Origin of the sequence: Flavobacterium sp., from assembly GCF_036405015.1 — a bacterium.
Classification (GTDB): domain Bacteria; phylum Bacteroidota; class Bacteroidia; order Flavobacteriales; family Flavobacteriaceae; genus Flavobacterium.
Window position 1 is genome coordinate 1 of the sequence record NZ_DASWYK010000177.1, and the last position, 24,691, is coordinate 24,691.

The 24,691-nt window shown below is 33.0% G+C and carries 16 protein-coding genes and 2 tRNA genes; 16 read left to right on the forward strand and 2 right to left on the reverse strand.

Annotation, left to right across the window (positions count from 1 at the left end; genetic code table 11):
* The 16 genes from VGE71_RS14350 to VGE71_RS14425 all read left to right on the forward strand — a co-directional run.
* Positions 1–316: TatD family hydrolase (locus VGE71_RS14350; RefSeq protein ID WP_331138947.1), on the forward strand; the 316-nt coding region annotated here is incomplete at its 5' end.
* A gap of 84 nt (positions 317–400) precedes the next feature.
* Positions 401–1,114 (forward strand): DUF434 domain-containing protein, encoded by a 714-nt coding sequence (locus VGE71_RS14355; RefSeq protein ID WP_331138948.1) that lies wholly within the window; start codon positions 401–403, stop codon positions 1,112–1,114.
* Positions 1,115–1,243: 129 nt separating this feature from the next.
* Positions 1,244–1,930: a hypothetical protein gene (locus VGE71_RS14360; RefSeq protein WP_331138949.1), complete on the forward strand. Its 687-nt coding sequence runs from the start codon at positions 1,244–1,246 to the stop codon at positions 1,928–1,930.
* A gap of 149 nt (positions 1,931–2,079) precedes the next feature.
* Positions 2,080–2,832, forward strand: a complete 753-nt coding sequence (locus tag VGE71_RS14365) for a nucleotidyltransferase domain-containing protein (protein WP_331138950.1) — start codon at positions 2,080–2,082, stop codon at positions 2,830–2,832.
* A gap of 1 nt (position 2,833) precedes the next feature.
* Positions 2,834–5,170 (forward strand): hypothetical protein, encoded by a 2,337-nt coding sequence (locus tag VGE71_RS14370; RefSeq protein WP_331138951.1) that lies wholly within the window; start codon positions 2,834–2,836, stop codon positions 5,168–5,170.
* A gap of 13 nt (positions 5,171–5,183) precedes the next feature.
* Entirely contained in the window at positions 5,184–6,242 is a 1,059-nt protein-coding gene (locus VGE71_RS14375) for a nucleotidyltransferase domain-containing protein (RefSeq protein ID WP_331138952.1), read from the forward strand.
* Positions 6,243–6,398: 156 nt separating this feature from the next.
* Positions 6,399–6,833 (forward strand): hypothetical protein, encoded by a 435-nt coding sequence (locus tag VGE71_RS14380; RefSeq protein ID WP_331138953.1) that lies wholly within the window; start codon positions 6,399–6,401, stop codon positions 6,831–6,833.
* Between the two features lie 123 nt (positions 6,834–6,956).
* The gene (locus tag VGE71_RS14385; protein WP_331138954.1) at positions 6,957–12,029 is read left to right on the forward strand and encodes a DUF4132 domain-containing protein; all 5,073 of its coding nucleotides are present in this window, start codon (positions 6,957–6,959) and stop codon (positions 12,027–12,029) included.
* Positions 12,030–12,483: 454 nt separating this feature from the next.
* On the forward strand, positions 12,484–15,588 hold the full coding sequence (locus VGE71_RS14390; RefSeq protein ID WP_331138955.1) for a DUF6493 family protein: 3,105 nt from the start codon (positions 12,484–12,486) through the stop codon (positions 15,586–15,588).
* Between the two features lie 5 nt (positions 15,589–15,593).
* A complete protein-coding gene (locus tag VGE71_RS14395; protein WP_331138956.1) occupies positions 15,594–16,922 on the forward strand; it encodes an SWIM zinc finger family protein in 1,329 nt (442 codons plus the stop codon).
* Positions 16,923–17,880: 958 nt separating this feature from the next.
* Positions 17,881–17,952: transfer RNA gene (locus tag VGE71_RS14400), tRNA-Pro, on the forward strand.
* Between the two features lie 8 nt (positions 17,953–17,960).
* Positions 17,961–18,032, forward strand: a tRNA-Ile gene (locus VGE71_RS14405).
* Between the two features lie 148 nt (positions 18,033–18,180).
* Complete coding sequence (locus tag VGE71_RS14410; RefSeq protein ID WP_331138957.1) at positions 18,181–18,750, forward strand: DUF5565 family protein; 570 nt, start codon at positions 18,181–18,183, stop codon at positions 18,748–18,750.
* A gap of 762 nt (positions 18,751–19,512) precedes the next feature.
* Positions 19,513–20,610, forward strand: a complete 1,098-nt coding sequence (locus VGE71_RS14415) for a slipin family protein (RefSeq protein WP_331138958.1) — start codon at positions 19,513–19,515, stop codon at positions 20,608–20,610.
* Between the two features lie 320 nt (positions 20,611–20,930).
* A complete protein-coding gene (locus VGE71_RS14420; RefSeq protein WP_331138959.1) occupies positions 20,931–21,434 on the forward strand; it encodes a hypothetical protein in 504 nt (167 codons plus the stop codon).
* Between the two features lie 125 nt (positions 21,435–21,559).
* The gene (locus tag VGE71_RS14425) at positions 21,560–22,105 is read left to right on the forward strand and encodes a 3'-5' exonuclease (protein ID WP_331138960.1); all 546 of its coding nucleotides are present in this window, start codon (positions 21,560–21,562) and stop codon (positions 22,103–22,105) included.
* A gap of 57 nt (positions 22,106–22,162) precedes the next feature.
* On the opposite strand, the gene VGE71_RS14430 is transcribed toward VGE71_RS14425, so the two are convergent.
* Both VGE71_RS14430 and VGE71_RS14435 read right to left on the reverse strand, forming a co-directional pair.
* Positions 22,163–23,941, reverse strand: coding sequence for a long-chain fatty acid--CoA ligase (locus VGE71_RS14430; protein ID WP_331138961.1), 1,779 nt, complete (start codon positions 23,939–23,941; stop codon positions 22,163–22,165).
* A gap of 178 nt (positions 23,942–24,119) precedes the next feature.
* The gene (locus VGE71_RS14435) at positions 24,120–24,554 is read right to left on the reverse strand and encodes a hypothetical protein (protein ID WP_331138962.1); all 435 of its coding nucleotides are present in this window, start codon (positions 24,552–24,554) and stop codon (positions 24,120–24,122) included.
* Between the last annotated feature and the right edge of the window lie 137 nt (positions 24,555–24,691).

The window sequence follows — 24,691 nt, forward strand, 5'->3', positions numbered from 1 at the left end:
GCAAGAAGTCAAAACCTATCTTGATAACGGATTTTATCTGGGTTTTACGGGAGCGATTTCAGATGCCAAACGTTTCGCTCATTTAAAAGAAGTCATTCAGTACGTACCGCTCGACCGAATGATGATTGAAACCGATGCGCCGTTTATGCTTCCTAAGAATGTCCCGAACAGCCTTTTGAAGAAATACCACGAACGTCGATGCGAACCGTCTTTTCTGCCATATGTTGCAGGAACAATAGCCCAGTTTAAAGGAATTGCTTTGGATAAAATTGCGGAGGAAACGACTAAAAACGCAAAAAACTTCTTCAATATTTAAAGAAAATCCCAGAGGGATGATATATTTATAGAAAATACAGATTAAAGATAATTCAGCTCCAGCGGAGCGACATATTTTTACAGCATGACAAATCTCAAAAACCGAGGAAAAGAAGCCAGCGACGACGCTTTGTTTGGAACTGAGAGAATGCAGTTCAAACTAAAAGAAGCCGTAACCGATATGCATTATTTTTTAAGCCGAGGTTATGGCGAAAAATCAACATTGGCTTTAGTTGGAAACCGTTATCGCTTAAATGCACGTCAGCAACAAGCAGTTCGCGGAATGAGCGCTTCTCAAAGTCAGATTGAAGATCGAAAAGCAAAAGAAATTCAAAGTCAGGATCTGGAAGGAAAAGAGGTTTGTTTTGACGGATTTAATGTTCTGATTTTACTTGAAAGTATTTTATCAAATGCCTATGTTTTTAAAGGACAAGATGGTTTTATCCGAGATTTGTCAAGTGTTTATGGAACTTATAAAAAAGTAAAACAAACTTCTGAAGCTATTGAATTGATTGGCGATTTTTTTAGAAAAGAAAAAATTAAAAAGGCACTTTGGTTATTTGATAAACCCGTTTCAAACAGTGGAAGATTAAAGCAAATGATTGAAGAATTCGCTTTAAACCATAATTTGAATTGGGAAGTACAATTAGTAAACAATCCCGATAAAGTAATGGCTGAAAGTAATTACATTGCCGTAACTTCCGATGCTTGGATTTTAGATAATACTTCTGCAAATTTCAATTTAATGAAATATTTACTGTCGCAAATGGATGCAAAAGAAACGGTAATAGATTGTTAGAGTATGTCCCATCGGGAATCTAATTGGTAGAAAAAAGATAAAGAATGGATGTTCCATCGGAACATTTCGTTGGTAAAAAACAATGAACGACAAGGCATGTCCCATCGGGACATTTGATTAATACAAAAAATGAATCCGAATCTTCTTTTTAACGAAATAAAAACAATAATTCCAGCTTTAGATAAAGATTGGAAACAGCAATACGCTTTGTTTTTGACACATGAAAATCTGCTTCTTTTTTCAGAAAATCTGATTACATTTTACAATCAGAAAGAAGAAGTTTCGAGATTGCCTTATTTCAAAGACGAAATTATAGTTTCGTTACAAGATGCTGTTTTTCATTTCAAAAAAGTAGTAGAAGATTTTCAAAACGATTCAGATCAATTACAAACAAATCTGATTCAGGCATTAGAAAAAACGCCGTTTGAAATTATTTTACTTATTTTAGGACAGCGTTTAACTTCTGCGAGCCAACGCGATGAAAACGGAATTCCGCCTGCAAATGAAATTCTTTTAGAAAGTTGTTTTGAACCTTTTAACAGCGAAATTTCAATTGTAGCCAGAGCTTGGGAAAAACACGTTGGGAGAAATAAAAACAGCATTTTTGGAGAAATAAAAGGAAACACAATTCAAAAAAGAGAAAAGGTCGAAAAACTGGTTCGTCATATGATAACCAATAAAACTTGGTGGAATATTTTCTACCATTACAAACACAATCTAGTATACGAAATACGAATAGAAAACGGACAAGGAATGCGCTGGACCGCCGACGGAAAACAGTTCATAGGATTTTTAGAAGATTTTTTAGAAGAATAATTTATTTTTTAGAGGGAATAAAAAAAGAGAATAATTAAAAATCACCCTTTCTTAGTTTTAAAATTTTAATAAAATAAGTTCTTAGTGACTCTATGCCTTTGTGAGATTAAAAAAAACTTAGTGCCTTCGTGGCAAAAAACAAAACCATCATGAAAGAAAAAATACTTGAAAAATTAAAAGAAATAGAAAAACAAAAAGATATAGAAATACTCTTTGCTGCAGAATCTGGAAGTCGCGCATGGGGATTTGCTTCTCCAGACAGCGACTATGATATTCGTTTTGTGTACAAACACAAACCCGAGTATTATTTGTCACTTTGGGAAAAACCAGACGTAATCGAATTCATGACCGAAGACGATCTTGACGGTTCGGGTTGGGATTTACGGAAATCCGTAAGGTTGTTAGCAAAATCCAGCGCATCTTTGATGGAATGGTTGTTTTCGCCTGTTGTGTATTATGAAAATGAAGTTTTTGTAAAACAAATGCGTGAGATAGCCACAGCATGTTTTTCGCCAATAGCGGTTTTGCACCATTATTTAGGAACGACAAAAAATTTCATGGAAGTCTGCGAAATGGAAGAAGTAAAACTAAAAAGTTATTTCTACGCCTTACGTACCGCTTTAGCCGGAAAATGGATTATAGAAAACAATACTTTTCCGCCCGTAGCTTTTGCCGATCTGTTGCCAATTGCCCCGAAAAACATTCAAGAAAAAATACTGGAATTACAACAAATAAAAGCGACTCAAGACGAAAAATATCTGCATCCAAAAGAAAACTTGATAACTGATTTTTTACTCGAAACGGTAAAATTTAATCAGGAAAATGCCAGTAAGTTAGGAAGTGGGAATAAAATGGCTGAGGAGTTGGATTTGTTTTTTAGAGAAAATATAAGATCTTTTTAAAATGAAGGAGAAAATTATATATAGAGGTGATAGAAATGAAAAAGTTCTTTCTGAAGACGAACTTAAAACAGTAAAATCCTTTTTCAAAAATTTTTACATAGACGATGAACTTATAAGAACCGAATATATTTCATCTGGCAATAATAGTAATTTTATAATTTACTATTTGAACAACAATGAATCTATAGAAGAAATATTACTTGAAAATAATCAATTTTTAGATAGAAAATTCTATTACAAATTATTCGAAAAATCAGGTTTTGGAGTTTATCTTTTTCAGAGCTATGATTTTAGAAATCTTGAACAGCAATCTATTATAATTAAAGATAAAGATGAAAATTTGGTTATAAAATCAATTAATGATTTTACAGGTCATGAAAATTTTCGTTATTCCAAAACAATAAAAACTGAAGCTAAATATTCGGTTTTACGAAGAAAAGTTGAAGAAGAGTCAACTGTTAGAATTAATTATTTTGAAAATGGAGATTTTGAATCAGCCTACTTTTCGAATGAAAATTTAGAAATGAATCTTCAAGAGTTTTTATTTATCAATGATTTTTCAGAAAGATACGATTTAAAAATTGATAAAGATTTTTTCAAATCATTTTCTCCAATAATTCCAAATTCAGATTTTACGATTCCCAAAATCTTTATTGAGTATTCGGATAAAGATAAAAAGAGAATTTCTTTTAAAGAAATTTTCAATGAACGATTCTTTTATAAAACATTGTATTTAGATAAAAAGAAACGACTGGAAGAAGAATTTGCATATGGAAAAATAGTATCAAAGACACATTATCTAAACATTGACGAAAATCTGGAAGACTTTTTGGAAGTAATGCAAAAAGGAATAAAGTATTGTTTTTATCATAAACCAGTAATTAAAAACAATTGTACATGTTGGGAAGTAATGCAATATGATGAAAATGGTATTGTAATCGAAAAAAGAAATGAAGTATACAATTTTCAAGGGCAATTGATTAGTGTTAATTATCTCATCAGTAATGAATTTAGAACTCATTCTCTAGTCAAGTATTGTTACAAAAACAATTATGAATCTCAGATACTCAGCATTTTTAAATATGATAATTCTTATGCAATATCTTATATCGATGATTGTGGTTTTGATTCTGATTCTATGTGGGACGATACAGTTTGGGAAATGCCAAATTTAAAATTTGAAATTTATATTAAAAGAAAAGAAAATTCCTTTTTTAAAACTTTCTTTCCAGAAGTTCCAGAAAGCTCAAAAGAAGAAATTGAAATTATTTACAGAAATCATTTCGGTAAAGTAATAGAAGAAACGGAGATTAACAAAGTTTATGAATATCAGAAGGAAGTAAAAATAAATCAGCTTACAAAAGAAATTAAAACATATAAAAATAATTCCTGTTGTTTTGTAGAATATTATTGCTCGGATCAAGAAAAATTGGAAGATTTTGAATTTCATTATACTAGTGATTATATTGTTTATCACAATAAAAAGCATCAAAATGAATTTTTTGTTTATGAAATTTTTGAAAGTGTCCTTACATCAGAGATTGAACATTATAAAGGCGTTTTGGTCCAGGATTTTTTTGGAAGAGAAATTACACGAGTTGTTTTTAAGAATGATGAAATGGATTTAAAGTACGCAAGAAAGATTTGTTACGATAATTTTAAAGAAGAATTAGGGTATGATCATAATACTATAATTGTAAATTTTGAAGATTCTAATAAAATTTTAAATTACTACTCTAATGAAAAAATGTATACAGAAGAAAGTTTTGAAAAAGAGCTTTTTAGCAGTTTGAATAAAACTAATGATTCGTTTTTTAAATCAATTTTTCCATTTGTTCCTGAAATGGAAGCAAAAATTTATGAACCTTTTATTTTTAAATCGAAACTCAAAAGACAAGAAAATTCTTTTGATCCCGAGGAAATAAAATGTCTGTACAGTTCTGATAATAAATTGAAATACATATTTGACGGTTATAAAAGATGGAGTTTTTTAAAAGATAGATCTGAAGTTGATTTAAAATTACCAGAGTTGTTATATTATAATTATAATACCTCATTTTACAATATAAAACTATTAAATGAAATGATATCATGTGATATCTTATACAAATTCCAATTTGAAAAAGACAGTTATAAAGAGTTTAATGTAAGTTTAATATTGAACACAACTTCTTTTGATTTTAGTTTCGAATCTGATAATCCAATTTTCTCTTTTAGAAAGATTTATTTTGAACATTATCAAGAAGAATTATTTTCTTTTTATTTGAATGAAGAGCGAATTTGGGATACAGAAATTAGTAAAGAAAAATTAGTTATGTTTTTAACAGAAGCTTTGTAAATAAAAAATCAAAATGACCATCAACGACTTAAAATCCCAAAACCTAATCCTTTTCGAAGTTATTTCGGGGAGCAAGTCTTTTGGGTTAAATACACCAACATCTGATACCGATATAAAAGGCGTTTATTATCTTCCGAAAGAAAAATTCTTTGGGCTGGATTATATTCCGCAAGTGAGTAATGAAACCAATGATGAGGTGTATTACGAGATTGGTCGTTTTATAGAATTATTGCTTAAAAACAATCCAAATATTTTGGAGATTTTGGCTTCGCCGGAAGATTGTGTTTTGTACAAACATCCGTTAATGGAGCGCTTAAAAATAGAAGATTTCTTGTCGAAACTCTGCAAAGATTCTTTTGCAGGTTATGCCGTAACGCAGATTAAAAAGGCGAGAGGTTTAAACAAGAAAATCGTAAATCCGTTGCCAAAGGAAAAGAAAAGCCTTTTGGATTTCTGTTATGTTTTAAAGGGCTATAAAACGGTTTCGGTTTTAGAATTTCTGCCTGAAAAGAATTTAAAACAAGAACAAATTGGTTTGGTCGATCTTCCGAATTCAAAAGGAATGTTTGCGATGTTTTATGATGAAAACAAAACGTTGGGCTATAAAGGAATTATTCAGAAAGAGACTTCTAATGAAGTTTCGCTTTCATCCATTCCAAAAAATGAGAAACTAATCGGCTATTTATCCTGCAATCAAGACGGTTATTCAAAATATTGCAAAGAATACACCGAATATTGGAACTGGATCGAAAAACGCAATGAAGACCGTTACGAAACCAACCAAAAACACGGAAAAAATTACGATAGCAAAAACATGATGCACACCATCAGACTTTTGCAAACGGCAGAACAAATTCTTTCAACTGGAAAGTTAAACATTAGAGTTTCTAACCGCGAAGAATTACTCGATATAAAAGCAGGAAACAAAGAATACGATGCTTTACTCGAAATGGCAGATAATCTAATCGCTTCAATCGAAAATCATTATATAACTTCAAACCTGCCCGAAAAACCAGATGAAGAAAAAGCGATTCAGACTTTAATTGCAATAAGAGAAGAATTGTACCAATAAAAACCCAAACCCCGCAAATACCAATTGGCGGGGTATTTTATTGCCATCAAATCGTACTTTTAATTCCTAGATTTTTTAACATTTAAAAAATATTATTTTAAGAAAATATTGTTTTAAAATTCTTACATTACCGCCTCAAAATAAAAGCCGATAAAGATGAATATAACCATCTCAGTAAAACAGTTAGGGAGGAAACATCCCATTCTTCAGGAAAAAATAATCAGTTTAGATAATACCACTTCAATCGTTACTGTTCGTACTTTTTTAGAATTAATTGTAAAAAATCAGGTCGAACTTTTCCATGCTTCCTCATTTGAGTTTGAAGACGAAGACAAAATCCATCTTCCAAAAGAAAACTACCTTCCCATTTTAACCGACACCGGAAAAGTAGGTTTTGGCGCATTGTACAATCACAACAAAGTAGATTTGGCCAAAGCGCAGGAAAATGCCATCGTTGCTTTTGAAGACGGCTTATACGCAGTTTTCTTTGGCGAAGACCAACTGGAAACACTCTCCCAAGAAATCGATTTATCCAAAAACAACCCCATCACTTTTATCAGGCTGACTTTCTTGGCGGGAAGTTACTGGTAGTTGTAAATCTCAATTTTTTAAAATTCCAAATTCCAAAACTTTGGGTGAAATCTTTCGGCTTCGTTCAGGAGGACAAAGTGAGGTAATTTGAAATCTAAAATCAACAATCTAAAATAATCAAACATGACAATTGAAGATCTTTTAAAAAGCAAAGTAATCGAGAATCCGATTAAGAGATTCAAAAAAGAACTGGAAGAAATTCTAAACAGCAATCTGGTTACGAAATTATTTTCTGGAACAAAACTAAAAAAAGAAGTAGCCGAGTTTGGATTAGAACTGCTTAAACTTCAGGACAATTATTACAGCAATTATATTTCGTTAGGCTCAAAAGAAGCAGAGAAATTTACAGAATTGGTAAAAGAAGATTTGTGGGAAGACAAAAGCTATTACGATCTTTTGGTTTTCTTTTTTGGAGAAGAAAAAGCCGTTTACGTAAAAGAAGCCTGGAACAGACTGCCTCAAAAAATGTATCAAACGGGTTATGCCAGACGATCTTTTAGAGCGCCAAATCATAAGAAATATTTACTGGTCAATCAGATTAATTTTCTGCGTTCCTTGCTAAACGGACCGTATAAATATAACTATCAGGATAGCAATACTTTTTATTACGATTTGAGTATCGAAGATGAGGTTCGTTACGATACCGAGATTTCGAATTCTACTAATAAATTCATGCTTTGGTCTGCCGCGCTGGATTGTGGTAAAGAGAACCTTTTTCAATTGTTTGAAGATATTATTTTCAATAAAGATGCTCACGGAAAAGTTTCCAGAAACATCATCAAAGCGCTTTTAAACAGTGAGAAAAAAGAAAACTGGGAACTGGTAGAAAAATTACTACTCGCGGCACAGCGTCAGGAAGGATTGCGTCAGACGGTTTTAGAAGCGTTAGACGAAACGAGCATCGGCGCTTTAGAATACATGATTAAAGTAATTATTGATAATAAACTAACGCGTTTTTCTTCGGTTGTACGCGCCATTGATACGTGGACAGGTTTGGGCTGGGATTCAGAAAAAGAAACTACGGTTCGAAATATTATCAATTTGGCTTCAGGTTATTTTTCAAATCCAGAAACCATTCCGGCAGGCATTCACAGTAAAAATAACAACGAAGCTTATATGGCACTTTGGGTTCAGGGTGTTTTAGATGTCGAAAAAACGGTTCCGTTTCTGCATGAATTATTAGAAAAAGGTTCAGCAGAAAAGAAATCTTTGGCACTGAAATTTGCAGGAGAAACGCAAGACCCTTATATCGAAATGCCTCTTTATTTTAAGGCTTTAGACGATGAAAATCTTCAGGTTTTGGCATTTGCTGTTCCTAGAATGAACGCATTATTGGAGGCAAATACCAAATCGAAATATTATATTGAAAATGCCGATTATCCGGATTTCTTCAAAAAAGTTTACAATCTTGCCGAATCAATAACCGTAAAAGAAAAAAGCTTTGAAGGAAAAGTATTTTCGTGGTTAAATGCCAAATTCGAAAAAGAGACTTTGTATTCGGCAGCGATTAATTTAATTGGCGACCAAAACGATAGATTAGAAATTATTTTAAGTCAGTTTGAAAGTTTCTCAATCAATCTAAGAGAAAAAGTAACACGCCAAATTTTGGGCGATTTCTACTGTTATTCTTTTTACAGTTTTAAAAACAACAGCGGAAAAGAGAAAAAAGCACCAACCGATTTCCAAAGAAGTTTTGCCTTACGAATCCTAAAAGACAGAGGAGAATCTTTGGTAGCTTCGGCAATTTATACCTTATACGATTTGAGTTTGACGGCTGATGAATTGGTGATTTTTCATGAATTGTACAAACGTAAAAACTCCAATTTAAAGAAAAACTTAACCGCAATTTTACTGAAACAAGAAGAACCGCAAATCACTTCTTTTGTAGATACAATTTTAGAAAAAGGTGATTTGGAACAGCGTATGTCGGCTTTGGATATTATGCTCCAATTGCAGAAAAATAACAAGCTGACAGATAAAGTAAATGATTGGGTAAAAGAATATTCGGCACGACCAAAAATCACCGAAAAAGAAACCAAGTTTATTGAGCAATTAGAACCTTCACAAAAGAAAAATCTCCTAAGCGCCGAAAACGGATACGGATTTTTTACGCCAAATGAAATTTCGCCTTATGCATTGCCAAAACCTGCTTCTGATTCTTTGTACTCAAAAGCGGTAAAAGCGGAGCAATATGGTTTCTCCAAATCGATGTCGCATATTAAAACGGAGATTTCGAAATTGTACAAATTGTATGAAGAAAATCGAAATTACGAATACGAAATCGAAAATTACGATAACAGTAAATCGACTGTCTTATTGGGCAATACTTTCAGACAATTAAAAAATCTAAAAGACGAAAAAGATGTTGAAGTAACGGCAACGAATTATCCGTTATACGAGGTTTGGGAAAACTGGTTTAAAAATTCAGGATTAATCGAAAGAGATTTGTTTTTGTTGACATTAGTAAGCAATTGCGACCGAAAAATCTGGAGAGATTTTCTTGAAAAACATGTTTTTTATTATAAAGAATTGTTACCACATCAAAACAAAAGAGGTTACGATTGGGACAATGCGATTTTGAATATTTTGAATGCATTACAGCTGAAATATACCTTTACAGAAGAAACAGATTTCTTGATTGATGCCTGTACTACTTTGTATGCCGACCTTCCGCAATCTATCATCGAATTTGAATACAAACCGTCAAAAGATGAATATTATTACAATACAGATAACGGAAATGGCTGGCAGAATCAGGGCTTTTTTGATATTTATTTGAATAAAATTGGTTTAGGAAATCTAACGCCAGAACAAGAAAATAAAATCTGGAATCTGTACAGATGGAGACAATTAAACGGATTGCAAAGAAATATTTCATACAACAAACCGCCAATTCACTTATACTGTACTGCTTTTCAAAATCAATTAATTACTGAGGGAGAATTGTATGAAGGAATTCTGGAACCGGAAAGAATTTCGGTTTTAACCAGCGAGAGCAAACATTATAGACATTACGGAAGCGAAGAATTGCTAAAAACATTCCCTTTCTTGGTTTCGATGATTGATAAAATAAGAGAAGCATTTTTGGATGTTGAAGTCAAAAGAGGCGATTCGAATACTTCGGTTACGCCTTTGGTTCAGAGTTTCCAGAAAATATTCGGAGTTAATCGTTTGGTCGAAATGCTGACGGCGCTTGGAAAAGCAAGTTTGTACAAAGGTTATATTTATTCATGGAGTTATACCGAATTAACGAAACAGAAACTGTTTAGTTATTTGCTGAAAAGATGTTATCCATTAAAATCAGATACACAGGAAATCTTTAATGAAGCGGTTAAAAAAGCCAAAATATCTGAAGAAAGATTAATTCAAACCGCTATTTATGCACCACAATGGCAAAAATTAATCAGTAATTATTTAGACTGGAAAGGTTTAGATGAAGGAATCTGGTGGTTTCATGCACATACCAAAACGGCAAGTTACAGCGCTGTAAACTCAGAACTGGAAAGTGAAGTTGCGAAGTTTTCGTCTATCGATTTGCAAGATTTTAAAGATGGAGCGGTAGATAAAGATTGGTTTGTATCAGCCTATAAAAAATTAGGAAAAGCCAAATGGGAAATGTTGTATGAATCGGCTAAATATGTAACTGACGGAAACGGACATCGACGTGCACGATTATACGCAGACACGATTACGGGCGATTTGAAAATTAGAGAAGTTACGGTAAAAGTAAAAGACAAACGCGACCAGGATTATTTAAGAGTTTACGGATTGGTTCCGTTAAGCAAAACAAGTCCAGAAAAAGATATTTTGGCTCGTTACGAATATTTACAGCAGTTTAAAAAAGAAAGTAAAGAGTTTGGTTCGATGAAACAAGCTAGCGAAGCTTTAGCAATTCGTGTGGCTTTAGAAAACCTAGCGAGAAATGCGGGTTATCCAGATCCGGTTCGTTTGACTTGGGCAATGGAAACCAAACAAGTTCAGAATATTTTATCAAAAGAAACCGAAGTGGTTTTAGACGATGTAACGATAAGTTTGGTTATCAACAAAGAAGGAAAAGCTGATTTAGTAACTTATAAAGCTGGAAAAGAATTAAAATCGATTCCGCCGAAATACAAAAAAGACAAGGGCATTCTGGAATTGACGAATTACAGAAAAACGATGCGCGAGCAGTGGACGCGTTCGAGAAAAGGTTTGGAAGAAAGTATGATTCGTGGCGACGAATTTTTATTCGCAGAAATGCAAAATCTTTTTGAACATCCAATTATTTCGAAACATTTAGAGAAACTGATTTTTATTTCAAACGATGATAAAATTGGTTTTTATGTAGATGGAAATTTGGTGACAGCTTTAGGAGAAATGATTTCGTTAAACGAAAAACAGACTTTTAGAATTGCACATTGTTATGATTTGCATAAAAATAATGTCTGGACAGATTTTCAGAAATATTGTTTTGATAATAAATTGCAACAGCCATTTAAACAGATTTTCAGAGAATTATATGTTCCAACGCCAGACGAATTGAAAGAGAAATCAATTTCAAGACGTTATGCAGGACATCAAGTTCAGCCAAACCAAACTTTAGCTTTATTGAAAACAAGAGGCTGGAAAGTTGATTATGAAGAAGGATTACAGAAAGTCTTCCATAAAGAAGGTTATCAGGTAAAAATGTATGCGATGGCAGATTGGTTTTCGCCTGCAGATGTTGAAAGCCCGACTTTAGAAACGATCGAATTTCATTCGCTTAAAGATTATAAAAACATTGCTTTTGAAGACATCAATCCAAGAATCTTTTCAGAAGTAATGCGTGATATTGATTTGGTGGTAAGTGTTGCGCATGTTGGTGGAGTTGATCCAGAAGCGAGTCATTCTTCTATTGAAATGAGAGCGGTATTATTAAGAGAAACATTGCGTTTGTTCAAAATTAATAATGTTGAAATCAAAGAAAACCATGCTATCATCAAAGGACAATTGGCAGAATACAGCGTACATTTAGGAAGTGCAGTTGTGCATCAATTGCCAGGCAAGTATTTATCGATTCTTCCGATTCACTCGCAGCACAGAGGACGTTTGTTCCTTCCATTTGCAGATGATGATCCGAAATCGGCAGAGGTAATGTCTAAAGTTTTGTTGTTTGCCAAAGACAATGAAATTCAGGACCCAACGATTTTGAGTCAGATTGATAAAACGTATGTTTAGATGTAATTATATTGAAAAACAAGGAATCTGATTGAATTGTTTAATATTCCGTAGGAATATTTCGTTGGTAGCAAAATAATATGAGGTTTTGCATTGTGTCCTGTAGGGACACCTGTTTTACGAAATAAAGCACAATTAATTGATGGCTGTATTTCAAACGTTCCTATGGAACGTCTAATTCTAGAAATCGAATTAAATCTACTAACGAAACATTCCTACGGAATGATGGTTTGGTAAAAATAATGAAATTTTTATAAAACATTGCCAATGGTTTTAACCATTGGGACGCAATCCAAACATTACGTTTCCCACGGTTGAAACCGTGGGCAATGTTTTAAAAAAATAGGTCAGGAAAATAAATTCCGTTTAAATCAGCGTTTTCGCGAAAGCGAATCCGTAAAATCCGCGTCCAATTTTACGCATTTCAAAACCTGCCCCATAAAAAATAAAAAGAATGAAAAAAAGTTTAAAATATATCGACGGTACTTCAGATAAATTCTGGGAAATAAATGTGACTGGATTCGAGTTTACGGTGACTTACGGCAAAAACGGAACTGCAGGAACTTCGCAAACAAAAAGTTTCGCCACCGATGAAGAATGCCTTAAAATAGCCGAAAAACTAGTAGCTGAAAAACTGAAAAAAGGATATTCTGAAAGTGGAGAGGTTACGATAACTTCAAAACCTAAAACGGCTAAAGGAATAAGTGCTGTGGCAGTTTTGCAGGAATACGACGATATTATAAAAGCAAAAGACATCAAATTGTTGTTGCCTTTTTTGAAAGAAAACTCAAAAGGAAACATTGAGGCTTTAAAAAAACAGATTAAGAAAAATAAAAGGTATTGGACACAGTACATCGACTTATCGAAAGAACCTGAATTTCTTAAAAAGAATAAAACGGGTAATAATTGGGGATCTTCATGGGGAACAAGAGGAGATTTTCAGCAGAAAGAAATCATCACATTAAGTGCGATAGCCTTATTTGATAAAACCGATATCAATTCGTGGGATGAAGCACTTCAGTTATTAGAAGAAGCTGATAACAAACCATATGTTCTAGAAACACTTCAGTGGGCAAAACCAAACTGGCTCGAGACTTTTATACTTGAAAAAGTGCGAAGAGATGACTGGCAAAGCTTTAATTACCGTATTTTACGCCAGTTTGAAGAGTTAGGCTTGATACAATTCAATCCTGAATTGTATGCTTTATGTTTGGCCAATACCAACGAATGGCGAGCTAAAATAAAATCGAGAGTTTTTATTGCCAACGTTTTAGAAGATAAAACAACATATGAAAGAGATATTCCAGAAATGTTCAATTATGAAACTGGGCTTCAGAATATTTCTTTTAGAGATAATGACAAACAAAGCCATGATGAGTTCAGTACTTGGGCGATTATTTACAAAGAATTATTAGATCAGAAAAAAATGGATCGTGCTTTCTTTTTTGAAAATGCGATTCAGATTCAGACCAAAGAATGGAACAATAATATTAAATCGTTTTTCAGAAAAAGAATCGAAGAGTTCAATGTCACAGAAGACGAGCTGATTGTTTATCAAGAAAATATATTTTCCCTTTTACACAATGCCTATCCGCCAATTACGAGTTACGGAATCGAATTGGTAAAGAAAATATACGTGCATCCTAAATTTAAAACTAAATCATTTTTAGAATGGTTGGAGCCGATGATGATGCGAAGCGACTGCAAAGCGGGAATCAAAAGCGTATTGCCAGTTTTAGAAAAAATAAGCAAAGCCAATCCGAAATTAAATAATCAAATCGCTTCTATCATAGCAGATATTTTTGTAATTGCCGATTTGACTTTGCAAGAGCGTGCAAGCAAAATTCTTTTAAAATTAGGATCTACGAAAGATAAAACGTTGAAAGAAAAACTTACTTCGTATGCGTCATTAATGCAAGGAAATATCAAATCAGGTTTAAGTCAGTTTATGGATGAAGAAGCCTTGGTTGCTGATGATGCTGGTTTTGAAGAATATCAATTTGAAAGCAAAAAAGAATTGTTATTGACAGAAGAAGTAGAGTTACCGAAGGATTGGAATGAAATTTTGTTTCAGTTTGGAAATTTCATTGCTTCAGAAGACGCTTTGGATACCGAAATTTTAATGAACACTTACATTCAGCAAAGAGATTTATTTCCTGCAGATTACAGCGCACAGTTGCAACCTTACGAAAAACAGCTTCAAAAACATTATTTTGAATCCAATCACAAAAATGTGATGAAGTCATTTTTATCTCAAAAAATTGTAAATATTAATGGAGGATTTGACAGTCGTTTCAAACATTATTCAAAAATAAATACCAATCTTTTAATCAAACCTTTATTGGAGAAAGTACAGCAGAAAATCGAATCTAATTCGAAATTGCCAATGCTTTCTTTTCCAAGTCATAAACCATATTGGGTGGCGCCAAAAGTTTTGGTAGAAAGAGTAATCGCGTACCAAAAAGAAAATGAAGAAATTGATTCTCTAGATTTAGCTATTGCAATTGCGAGAATGCCAAGAGAAAATACCGAAGAGGCAATTCAATTGTTAGATCAGATTGAGGGAGAATTTAAATCGCTGTTGTCATTTGCTTTAGGAGCAGAAGATAAGTTGACGATTAATTCTACTTCATTAGTTTCAAAAGTGTTGGCAACATTAGGCAAAACTACCAAAGAAACCGGAAATTTATCTCTATGGGCCGTTGCTTCAAGAACATTCTATCCAGATGATATTTTTGAGGAATTTGAAAATACGTATTTAAAAGACGTTCCGTTTGTAGTTTCGCCTTACACTCCAGAAATTAAATTTAAAGAACAATGGAATGAATGGAAAAACTATCAAACGGGAGCAAGAGAAAGATCGCCATCGTGGTACGAACTTCGTTTTGATATGCCAAACCATACAAAAATTCCAAATTATTTAATTTACAGTCAAGATATTTATACCAGATCGAACAGTTGGGATTATAATTTAAATTATGCTGGTAATACCTATTATTGGCACAGTTTAACTCCTCAAAACTCAGATGCACTGGCATTGACATTGTTAAATAATTGTAGAACTACAGATGGTTCGAAACCAGAATTACGAGGATTTATCGATATAATGAACAAACCAGAGTTTCGATTTTCTGAAAACGCATTAATGTTATTTGCTACATGTTTTTTTCAGGAGAAAAAAGATTTAAGATTATTGGCATCTGAAACGTTAATTAATTTAATAGAAAAACAAATTTTAGACCTTGAGAAATTTGCTCTGAAAACAGCGTTTTTAGCTTCTGAAAAATACGGTGCTTTTTCTAGATTAACAGATGGAATAATTGCTTTAAAAGATATTTCGCCTTTGCATAACAGTGCATTGTTTCTGTTCTTTAATACTTTCTTTGCTAATTTGGATGTGAAAGAAAAACTGCCGACTAATTTCAAGAAAATGGTAGAAAACTATGTCGATGTTTTGATCAAAACCAATCAGAAACCATCAGAAAAAGCTGTTGCCTTTTTTGAACAATGGAAAGACAATGCTTCGCTTAAATCGTTGATTAAGCAAATTTTAAAATAAAGAAAATGACAGATTTAGAATATAACTATAAAGGAGTTTCGACTTACAGCAAAACCAAAGGTGTCAATAATCTTGTTTTGGCACATCAAACTGAAATTGAAGAAGTAAATAATATTCCGTGTTTTTTCTGGGGAAGCTTGACGGATCCTTATGTTACTGCAAAATGCTGGAGTACAATCGCAAAAGTAGTTCGTTCGAGTTTTGGACCGATTCCTCCAAGTCTTCGTGATCCTATTGTTTCTGCGGGTTCGGAAAGATTGCGTTTTGAAGGATTTTCTTCTTGCAACGGTGTTTACGTAAGATTGGACATGAAACCAGAAGCAATCGACGGAGAATTTATTGCGAACGGAACAACCAATGTCGATTTCAACGATCCGATGTTGAATGCGTTGAATGCCATTCAGAAAAATGAAAAAGTAACTTTAGCAGTCGGCCAGCAAGACGTTCAGGTTATTACCAGCAAAGCAAAAGTAGTAGAGAAAAAAGTAACGTTGCCAATGCGTTGGATAAAAGGTTTGACAAGCGTTCAGTTGTATTTGGCAGATATGGATTTGAAATTCGAACTGAATAAAATTCAAACGATTCAGTTATTTCAAAGTTTGCCAAAAGGAAGTGTGAAAGGAGATTTTTTCATTACGAAAAGAGCTGGAAAATTCATGTTTTCGACTTTGGCAACAGCCGACAGCGTACGAATAGGAGGTGTGCAAAGATTGAGGTTGTTGGAAGGAATTCTTTCTATAGTCGATAAAATCTTTGTTTACGAATCATCAGACAAACAAACCTGTTCGATTGTATGCGAATTTGGAAAGATGCAGTTGTTAATGGCTTTTTCCCCAGATTCTTACCGCGGATTTTCAGGAGAAGGAAACGTATTGGAAACCATGACTGAAAATTTGCCAATAGAATGGGTTTACGGATTAAACAGTCTATTAAAATCAAATGAAATGTTTGATCCGACCATGCTTTCTATAGAAAACGATATTGATTTTGGAACTATGGACAATCTAACTTCTAATTTATCTTCAATGGGATTATTAGGTTATGATTTAAGCGAAAAAGCCCATTTTTATAGACGTCTTCCGTTTAAAACAGAAAGAATTTTGTCTTTAAATCCGAGACTTAAAAATGCCAAAAAACTAATCGATAATGAAGAAGTAGAAATCACAGAACGAAGAGCTTATTACATAGAAGCAAAAGTAAAAGGTTCTGGCGTGGTACATAAAGTGATAATTGACAACAATTCTCAAAAATGTACTAGTGATTGGTTTACGGCTTACCAAGGAAAACGAGGAATATGCAAGCATATTTTGGCAGTTAAGATGACCATTTCGTAATTTCTTGAAAAGTTATATTTTTTTTAATTTTTGTAAATATTTGTTAAATTAAGAAATAAAAGACTACATTTGTCTCGAAATAAAACAAAAGAAATACATATGAAACTTTCAATAGCAAAATATTTTGAGCACTTAGCAGGAGAACTTCCGGCTAAAGTATCAGGATGCAATATGTATTTTTATGAAATTAAAATGTAAAATTTAGAGTCCAACTCATCATAAAATAGAAAAGCGTCCTCATTGAAGGACGCTTTTTCGTTTTTAAAGCAATTTAAATTAGCATTGTAGAATACAAAAATGATAGAAAATAAAACCATAACTAAAAAAAAATAAAAAAATAATTGACCAAATGTTTAATGATTAATCAAAATAGCGAAATATAATCTTGGAGAGTAACCCGATGAGCGACAGCCATTTGATAAAAAGAGAAATCTGCATTAGTATGCGGACAAGAATTTCTTTGTCCTAGAATTAAGTTTAACTAATTGATAGTCAGAAAAATAATTCAAAAAATAATTTGGATAATTGATTTTTTCGACTTTATCTTTGCCGAAGAAAATCAGAACAAGGTTTTACGATAAAAACGATTTTAAAATATAATACAGCATATAAAATGAATTTCAATTCAACATATAAAATAGAATCACTACATCCGAGCTATTATCTTGGAGGTATAACAATGCAGGTGCATGAACATGGACAATAGGATAGGTATATCTTATAAATTCTACAAGCACCTTTAATCGGGTGCTTTTTTTATGCCTTTTTTTGAGTTTTTTGCCACGAAGGGACGAAGGTACAAAGAAATTTAAAGGAAAATCAAAATTCTCGCAAAGACGCAAAGGCGCAAAGAAATTAAAGGAAAAAAACTTAGCGACTCTGCACCTTTGCGAGAGATAAAAATAAAAAAAAATTAGAGTCTTAGCGTCTTAGTGGCAAAAAAGAGATAGCAAATAAACTGGGAAGATAACGGAGGTTGTTTACCCGCCTTGGACGCGGGAGGTCGCAGGTTCGAATCCTGCTTCCCAGACAAATGAAATGAGAAGAGAATGATGGTTGTTCGTCCGCCTTATATGCGGGAGGTTGTAGGTTCGATTCCTGCTTCTCATTAATAAAAGATTTAGAAATTTTTTCTCGCAAAGACGCAAAGAAATTAAAAGAATAAAACTTAGCGACTCTGCGCCTTTGCGAGAGATAAAAAAAACTTAGAGCCTTAGCGCCTTCGTAGCAAAAAAGGCTTCAAAAAAACGAAAAGAAAATGAAAAAGATAAGTACACTATTCGCCAAAAATCCTAACGATTTAGGTAGAGTTATAGATAAAATTAATATTGAAAATAAATGGGTTTTTGATGGAGAAGCCATAGCAACAAGAAAATTTGACGGTACGTCTGCGTCGATTATCAACGGAGAAGTCTTTAAAAGATTCGATGCAAAAAAAGGAAGAACAATTCCGGTAGGAGCGATTCCGTGTCAGGAAGCAGATTCCATTTCAGGACATCACCCACATTGGTTGAAATGCGACCGTTCCAAATCGGAAGACAAACATTTCTTTGAAGGTTTTGATTCATTAGAAAACAAAATCGACGGAACCTACGAATTATGTGGACCAAAAGTGCAAGGAAATCCTGAGAATTTTGAGAAACATACTTTGGTAAAACACGGAAGTGAAGTGCTTGATTTTGTAAGTCTCGAATTTGAGAGTTTGGAAGAATTCTTAACAGAAAATGATATTGAAGGTATTGTTTTTCACCATATTTCTGATGGAAGAATGTGCAAACTAAGAAAAACAGATTTTGGAATTAAACGTGTCAAATTAGAATTTATATAGAATTAAATTTCCTGCGCAGAATAATTGCGCAGGACTATTTGAATCTTTGTTCAAGAAACAAAAACGTTCTTTAATAAAATGAAAAGACATCAAAGGAAACTTTGATTTACGATATCAAACAAGCCTTGTTGGGTGTTTCTGTATAGCACTATTGTAGAGGACTTTTCGCGAAAGCGTATCATGTTTTTCTATGCAGCTTGGTTTGGAGGTTTTTAAATAGTTTTTCCAAAAAAACTGTAAAATCTAAAGGTCATGGGTTCGAATCCCATTCACAGTAATGTGGTAACTCAGTTGGTTAGAGTAATAGAATGTTTACGCAGGTTCGAATCCTGCACCGAATATGCTTCGGTTAGACAAGTGGTTAAGTCAACAGACTGAAAATCTGTAAACTCGAGAGACCATCACTCTTAAAAAGATGATTATTAGAAAAAAAAACTGATTTGTCTTTGTCAGTGAAATCAGGATTTTCGAATCCAAAGTTTCACACTCTGATAAAGCCTGTGCGAACAGCAATGCATTTTGAGAAGCTTGTTTTCTTTCCGATTTGATGGTTGAGAGAATTTGGGGATTTTTTCAACAAAATAGAATCGGAAACAATTCAGGCAGACAAAAAAAAAAACTATTCGCCCGTATTTCTTAGAGGAGAAAGACAAAGAGTTTTTTTTATTTATTAAGAAGAAAGAAAATAGAAAATAGAAGAAAGATAATAGAGGTTTACAAATTTCAAAATTTGAAATATTAAACCTGAAACAAAATATAATTATGATAAAAAGAATTAAAATCGAAAATTTCCAAGTAGGCTTGGTGTTCGAAAATAGAAAATTAATTAAAGTAATCGAAGAAGGATTACACTGGATTTTTGGAGATAAAAATGTAATGATTTATGATCTAAACGGATCTTTTCAGGCTCCTTTTGAGTTGGATATTTTATTGCAAAATGAAGTATTAGCTTCTCTTTTGGAAGTTGTTGAGGTTGCCGATAACGAAATTGTATTGCAATTCGTAAAAGGAAACTTCAAAGAAATCTTGGTGCCAGGAAAGTATGCTTTTTGGAAAGGGGTTGTAAAAAATGAATTCATTAAAGCAGATTTGTCTAAGATTGAAATCACAGAAAATATCCCAGTAAATTTATTGGAAAATGTTAAGATGAGATACTTCACGAGAAAATTCATCGTGGCAAGTAATGAAAAAGCTTTGCTATTTGTGAATGGCACTTTCGTGAAAGAATTGAAATCTGGAACACATTATTTCTGGAATAACGCGATTACTATCGAAGTTAAAACCGTTGATACAAGACAGCAACAATTGGAGATTTCCGGCCAAGAATTGTTGACTAAAGATAAAGCAGGATTGAGAATCAACTTTTTTGTGAGATACCAAGTTGTTGATATTATGAAGGCTTTGACTGAAAACAAAGATTTTGAAAAACAGTTGTATGTCGCAATGCAATTGGCTTTAAGAGCTTTTGTTGGAGGTTTAACTTTAGATGAATTGTTAACTAAAAAAGATGCAATTGCCGAAGCTATTTTAGAAGAAGCAAAAACTAAAATCGAAGATTTAGGTTTGAAAATTTCTGATGCTGGAATAAGAGATGTAATTCTTCCAGGAGATATGAAAGAAATCATGAATCAGGTTTTGGTTGCTGAGAAAAAAGCTCAAGCAAACAGCATTATGAGAAGAGAAGAAACTGCTGCAACAAGAAGTTTGCTAAACACAGCAAAGCTGATGGAAGAAAACGAAATGTTGTGGAAATTGAAAGAGATGGAATACGTTGAAAAAATCGCAGATAAGATTGGTGAAATCACCATTTCTGGCGGCGGAAACGTAATTGGTCAATTGAAAGAAATCTTCGTAAAGTAAAAGAACCGTTAACAGAAATGTTGATTGTTTTGTTTAATAATAAAAATTTAAGGATGAATCAAGAAATAGTATTTGCGTCGAGCCACGATTGTGGTCAAACAAATATAGGTGAGTTTAGTGAGTTTTCATTTGCTTCTAAAGTGAAGCATTTGAAACTCCTTAACGGATGGAATGAAAAAGTAAGATTACGGGATATTGCATATCATTGAGGAGAAATTTTGCTCCAGCAAAGTAATGGTGTTTGAAGCTTTGCAGATATGGGATACTCAAGAATACTTACTTTTTCCTGAGGTTCCCAAGAATTGCAAAAAGAAAATACCATGAACAACAATACACTAAAACAATATAAAAAAGCAATTAGAGCTAAATATGAGATAGAAAGAGAAGGGAAGTATTTTGATTACTTGTATAAGCCTTCTCGTGGTAAGCTGCGTGATTTGTGCTGGCTTATTTTCGAAAATAACCCTACTCAGGATGATTTGAATGTCTTTAAAAACCTATTGGGTTTAGATTTCGATCATACCAAAAAGAACAAGTTTAAGGAAAAGAAAGATAAGTTCAGACCTATCGAAACGTTTTTTAAAGGAGAAACAGATCCATCAAATATCGATGCGATAAATATGGCTGCGATTTTGGTTGATTTTCAACCACGTCCTTTCAAAAAGTTTTATGAAACTTCTAAAACCGAAGAGATAATAACAATCAAAAAGATAGAGAAAATCAAAACGGTTTTTGAAAAGAAAAGTGCTGAGAAAAAAGAAAAAACTGAAAAAAAATCTAAGAAGAGAAGTTTCTTTCGAGATTTAAAAAGCATGTTTTTCTAAGTCTTTTTGCCACAGATTAAAGGATTAGAAGGATTACAAAAAATCTGTTTAAAATTAATCTTTTAAAAGTTTTAGCGACTTTGACTTTTAAAAATTTAACTCAACTATTTTAAAAATTAGAAAAAATGAAAACTACAGATAAAATTATTATTATCGATTTAGAAGCCACGTGTTGGCAAGGTGCAGTCCCAAAGGGGCAGCAAAATGAAATTATAGAAATCGGCTTGGCAGTATTGGATACTGAAACCGGTGAAATTTCAAAAAACAAAGGAATATTAGTTAAACCACAACGCTCCAGTGTGAGTTTATTTTGTACCGAACTTACAACGATTACACAGGATTTACTGGATCAAAATGGGGTTAGTTTTGAAGATGCCATCAATCAGCTGGTTGATGAATATAATCCCGATTTGTATACTTGGGCAAGTTACGGTCAGTACGATTTGAATATGCTTACCAAACAATGTAAATCATTTGGTATTTCATACCCAATGGGCGATGAACACATTAATGTAAAGGAATATTTCGCCGAAAAATTTGGTTTGGTTAAGCCAACAGGAATGAACGGTGCTTTGCATATGCTCAATATTCCGCTGGAAGGAACGCATCACAGAGGTATTGACGATGCCAAAAATATCGCCAAGATTTTGAATTGGTGTTTGAAGAACTAAAAACGGCTGTCTTATAAAAGGACAGCCGTTTTCTTTTGGTTATATTATTTTGATTTATTAATTGTTGCCGTATATTTTAGCATAAAGATCTTTATAAATCTCTTTAATAATTTTTCGTTTTAATTTTAAAGTAGGAGTAAGTTGTCCGCCATCAATAGACCAAACATCTGGAGTTAACTCGAATCGTTTAATTTGTTCCCAATGTCCAAATTTCTTGTTGATGCTTTCCACTTCTTCGTCAATACGTTTAATTACATCTTTATTCGAACTGATTTCAGCATCAGTACTTCCTAAACTGATTTTATGGATTTTTGCCCATTCTTTAACAAACTCGAAGTTCGGCTGAATGAAAGCGGCAGGCATTTTTTCACCTTCTCCAATAACCATAATTTGTTCAATAAAACGAGATTGTTTCATCGCATTTTCAATCATTTGAGGAGCGATATATTTACCACCAGAAGTTTTAAACATTTCTTTTTTACGATCAGTAATTTTTAAGAAACCTTCACTGTCAATTTCACCAATATCACCAGTATGAAAATAACCGTCTATAACGGCTTCGGCTGTTTTTTCAGGATCTTTATAGTAGCCCATCATAACGTTTGGTCCTTTTAAAAGGATTTCCCCATCTTCGGCAATTTTAACCTCAAGATTACGGATTGGTTTTCCGACAGTTCCAATTTTAAAACCTCTGTTTCTCTGATCGTTTACCGCAATTACAGGAGAGGTTTCTGTTAATCCGTAACCTTCCATAACTGGAATTTCTGCAGCAGCAAAAACTCTTGATAAACGTGGCTGTAAAGCAGCACTTCCAGAAACCATTAGATCTAATTTTCCTCCTAAACCTTCTTTCCATTTACTGAAAATCAGTTTGCGGGCAATTTTTAACTGGAATTCATACCAAGCACCGTTTGCGCCGTATGGTTCGTATCTTAAACCTAAATCGATAGCCCAGAAAAACAGTTTTTTCTTAATTCCTGTAAGTTCTGCACCTTTTGCGTAGATTTTATCGTAAACTTTTTCTAAAAGCCTTGGAACAGCTGTAATTACAGTTGGTTGTACTTCTTTTAAGTTATCACTAATTTTATCAATTGATTCTCCAAAATAAACCGAAACTCCATAATATTGATAAATGTATAAAATCATTCTTTCAAAAATATGACAGATAGGCAAGAAGCTCAAAGCAGTACTTTTTCCTGGATCAAACGGAATTCTTGGTGCACTATCTAAAACGTTAGACACGATATTTTTGTGCGAAAGCATAACTCCTTTTGGTTTTCCTGTTGTTCCTGAAGTATAAATGATTGTAGCCAAATCATCTGTTTGAATACTTTCTTTTCTGGCTTCAACCTCATTTTGATTGCTTTCGTCTGCACCCAAAGTCAGTAATTCTGACCAATGTTTACAACCTGGAATTTCATTAAAAGAATAAACTTCTTTTAAAGTTGGTACATTAGCTTTAATGGCGTTTACTTTCTGTAATACTTCTTCATCAGAAACAAAACAGTAAATACTGCCACTGTGTTTTAAAATATATTCGTAGTCTTCTTCGGCAATTGTTGGATAAATCGGAACATTCTGCGCACCTGTCTGCAAAATACCAATATCCATGATATTCCACTCCGTTCTGTTGTTCGAAGTAATTAAGGCAATTTTATCATCTTTCTGAACGCCCATTCGCAATAATGCTCTCGAAACAGCATTTGCTTTTGCAATATATTCCTGACTGGATGTTTTTTCCCAGGCTCCATTTTTTTTGGTTGCCAAAGCAACTTCAAGGTTGTAAGTTTCTTGTTGATAATAAGGAAAATCAAAAAGGCGTGTGATTGAAACCATGTTTAATATATTGAATTTTACTGCAAATTAAATAAAATTTGGGTATGATTTTTATATTTATAAAATTTAATCGGAAAATTTACGGGTACTTTTAAAATTCAACGAAAACGTTTTCTTTTTTTTAGAAAATGATACTAAAATTGAATAAATATTTAATGAGATGACTGTTTTTTACAGCTTATTGAACATTATAATCAACATAATCTTTTACTCTTTCTCCCATCAGGAACATTTTTTTCTTAGCAAAATGTATAGAGAATTGAGAGTAATACCATTCTTCGCTGTCATTTGGTCTGTACCAAAAAGTATAAGATGCACTATTAAATCCCTCTTTAAAAACAGGAACACCTTCTTCGGTACATTCGATTCCCCAGTTGATTTTTTGTTTGCTTAAATCTTCAGCCTGAATAGAACCTGTTCCATCTGGATTTAACACCGTAATAGGTTGTTTTTGATTTAATGGAGCATAAGTTCCTTGAACCGGATATCCGATAGTTGTTGTTATAAATCGGTCTCTGGAATTGTGGGTAATCTGATCTACGTGAACTTGTGAATGTGAAGTTGCTGCAACAAAAAAGAAGCTGCAGATAAAAAGTAATTTTAAAAATTTCATTCTATGTAGGTTTAAGTGTTTTTGGGCTGGAGAAAATCTATTGCTACATTTTTTCTCTGGCGAATATAATTCAATTTTTTAATAGAATTGACGCTTAAAAATACAAGAATGAAATTTTTACTATTTGTTGTTTTTTG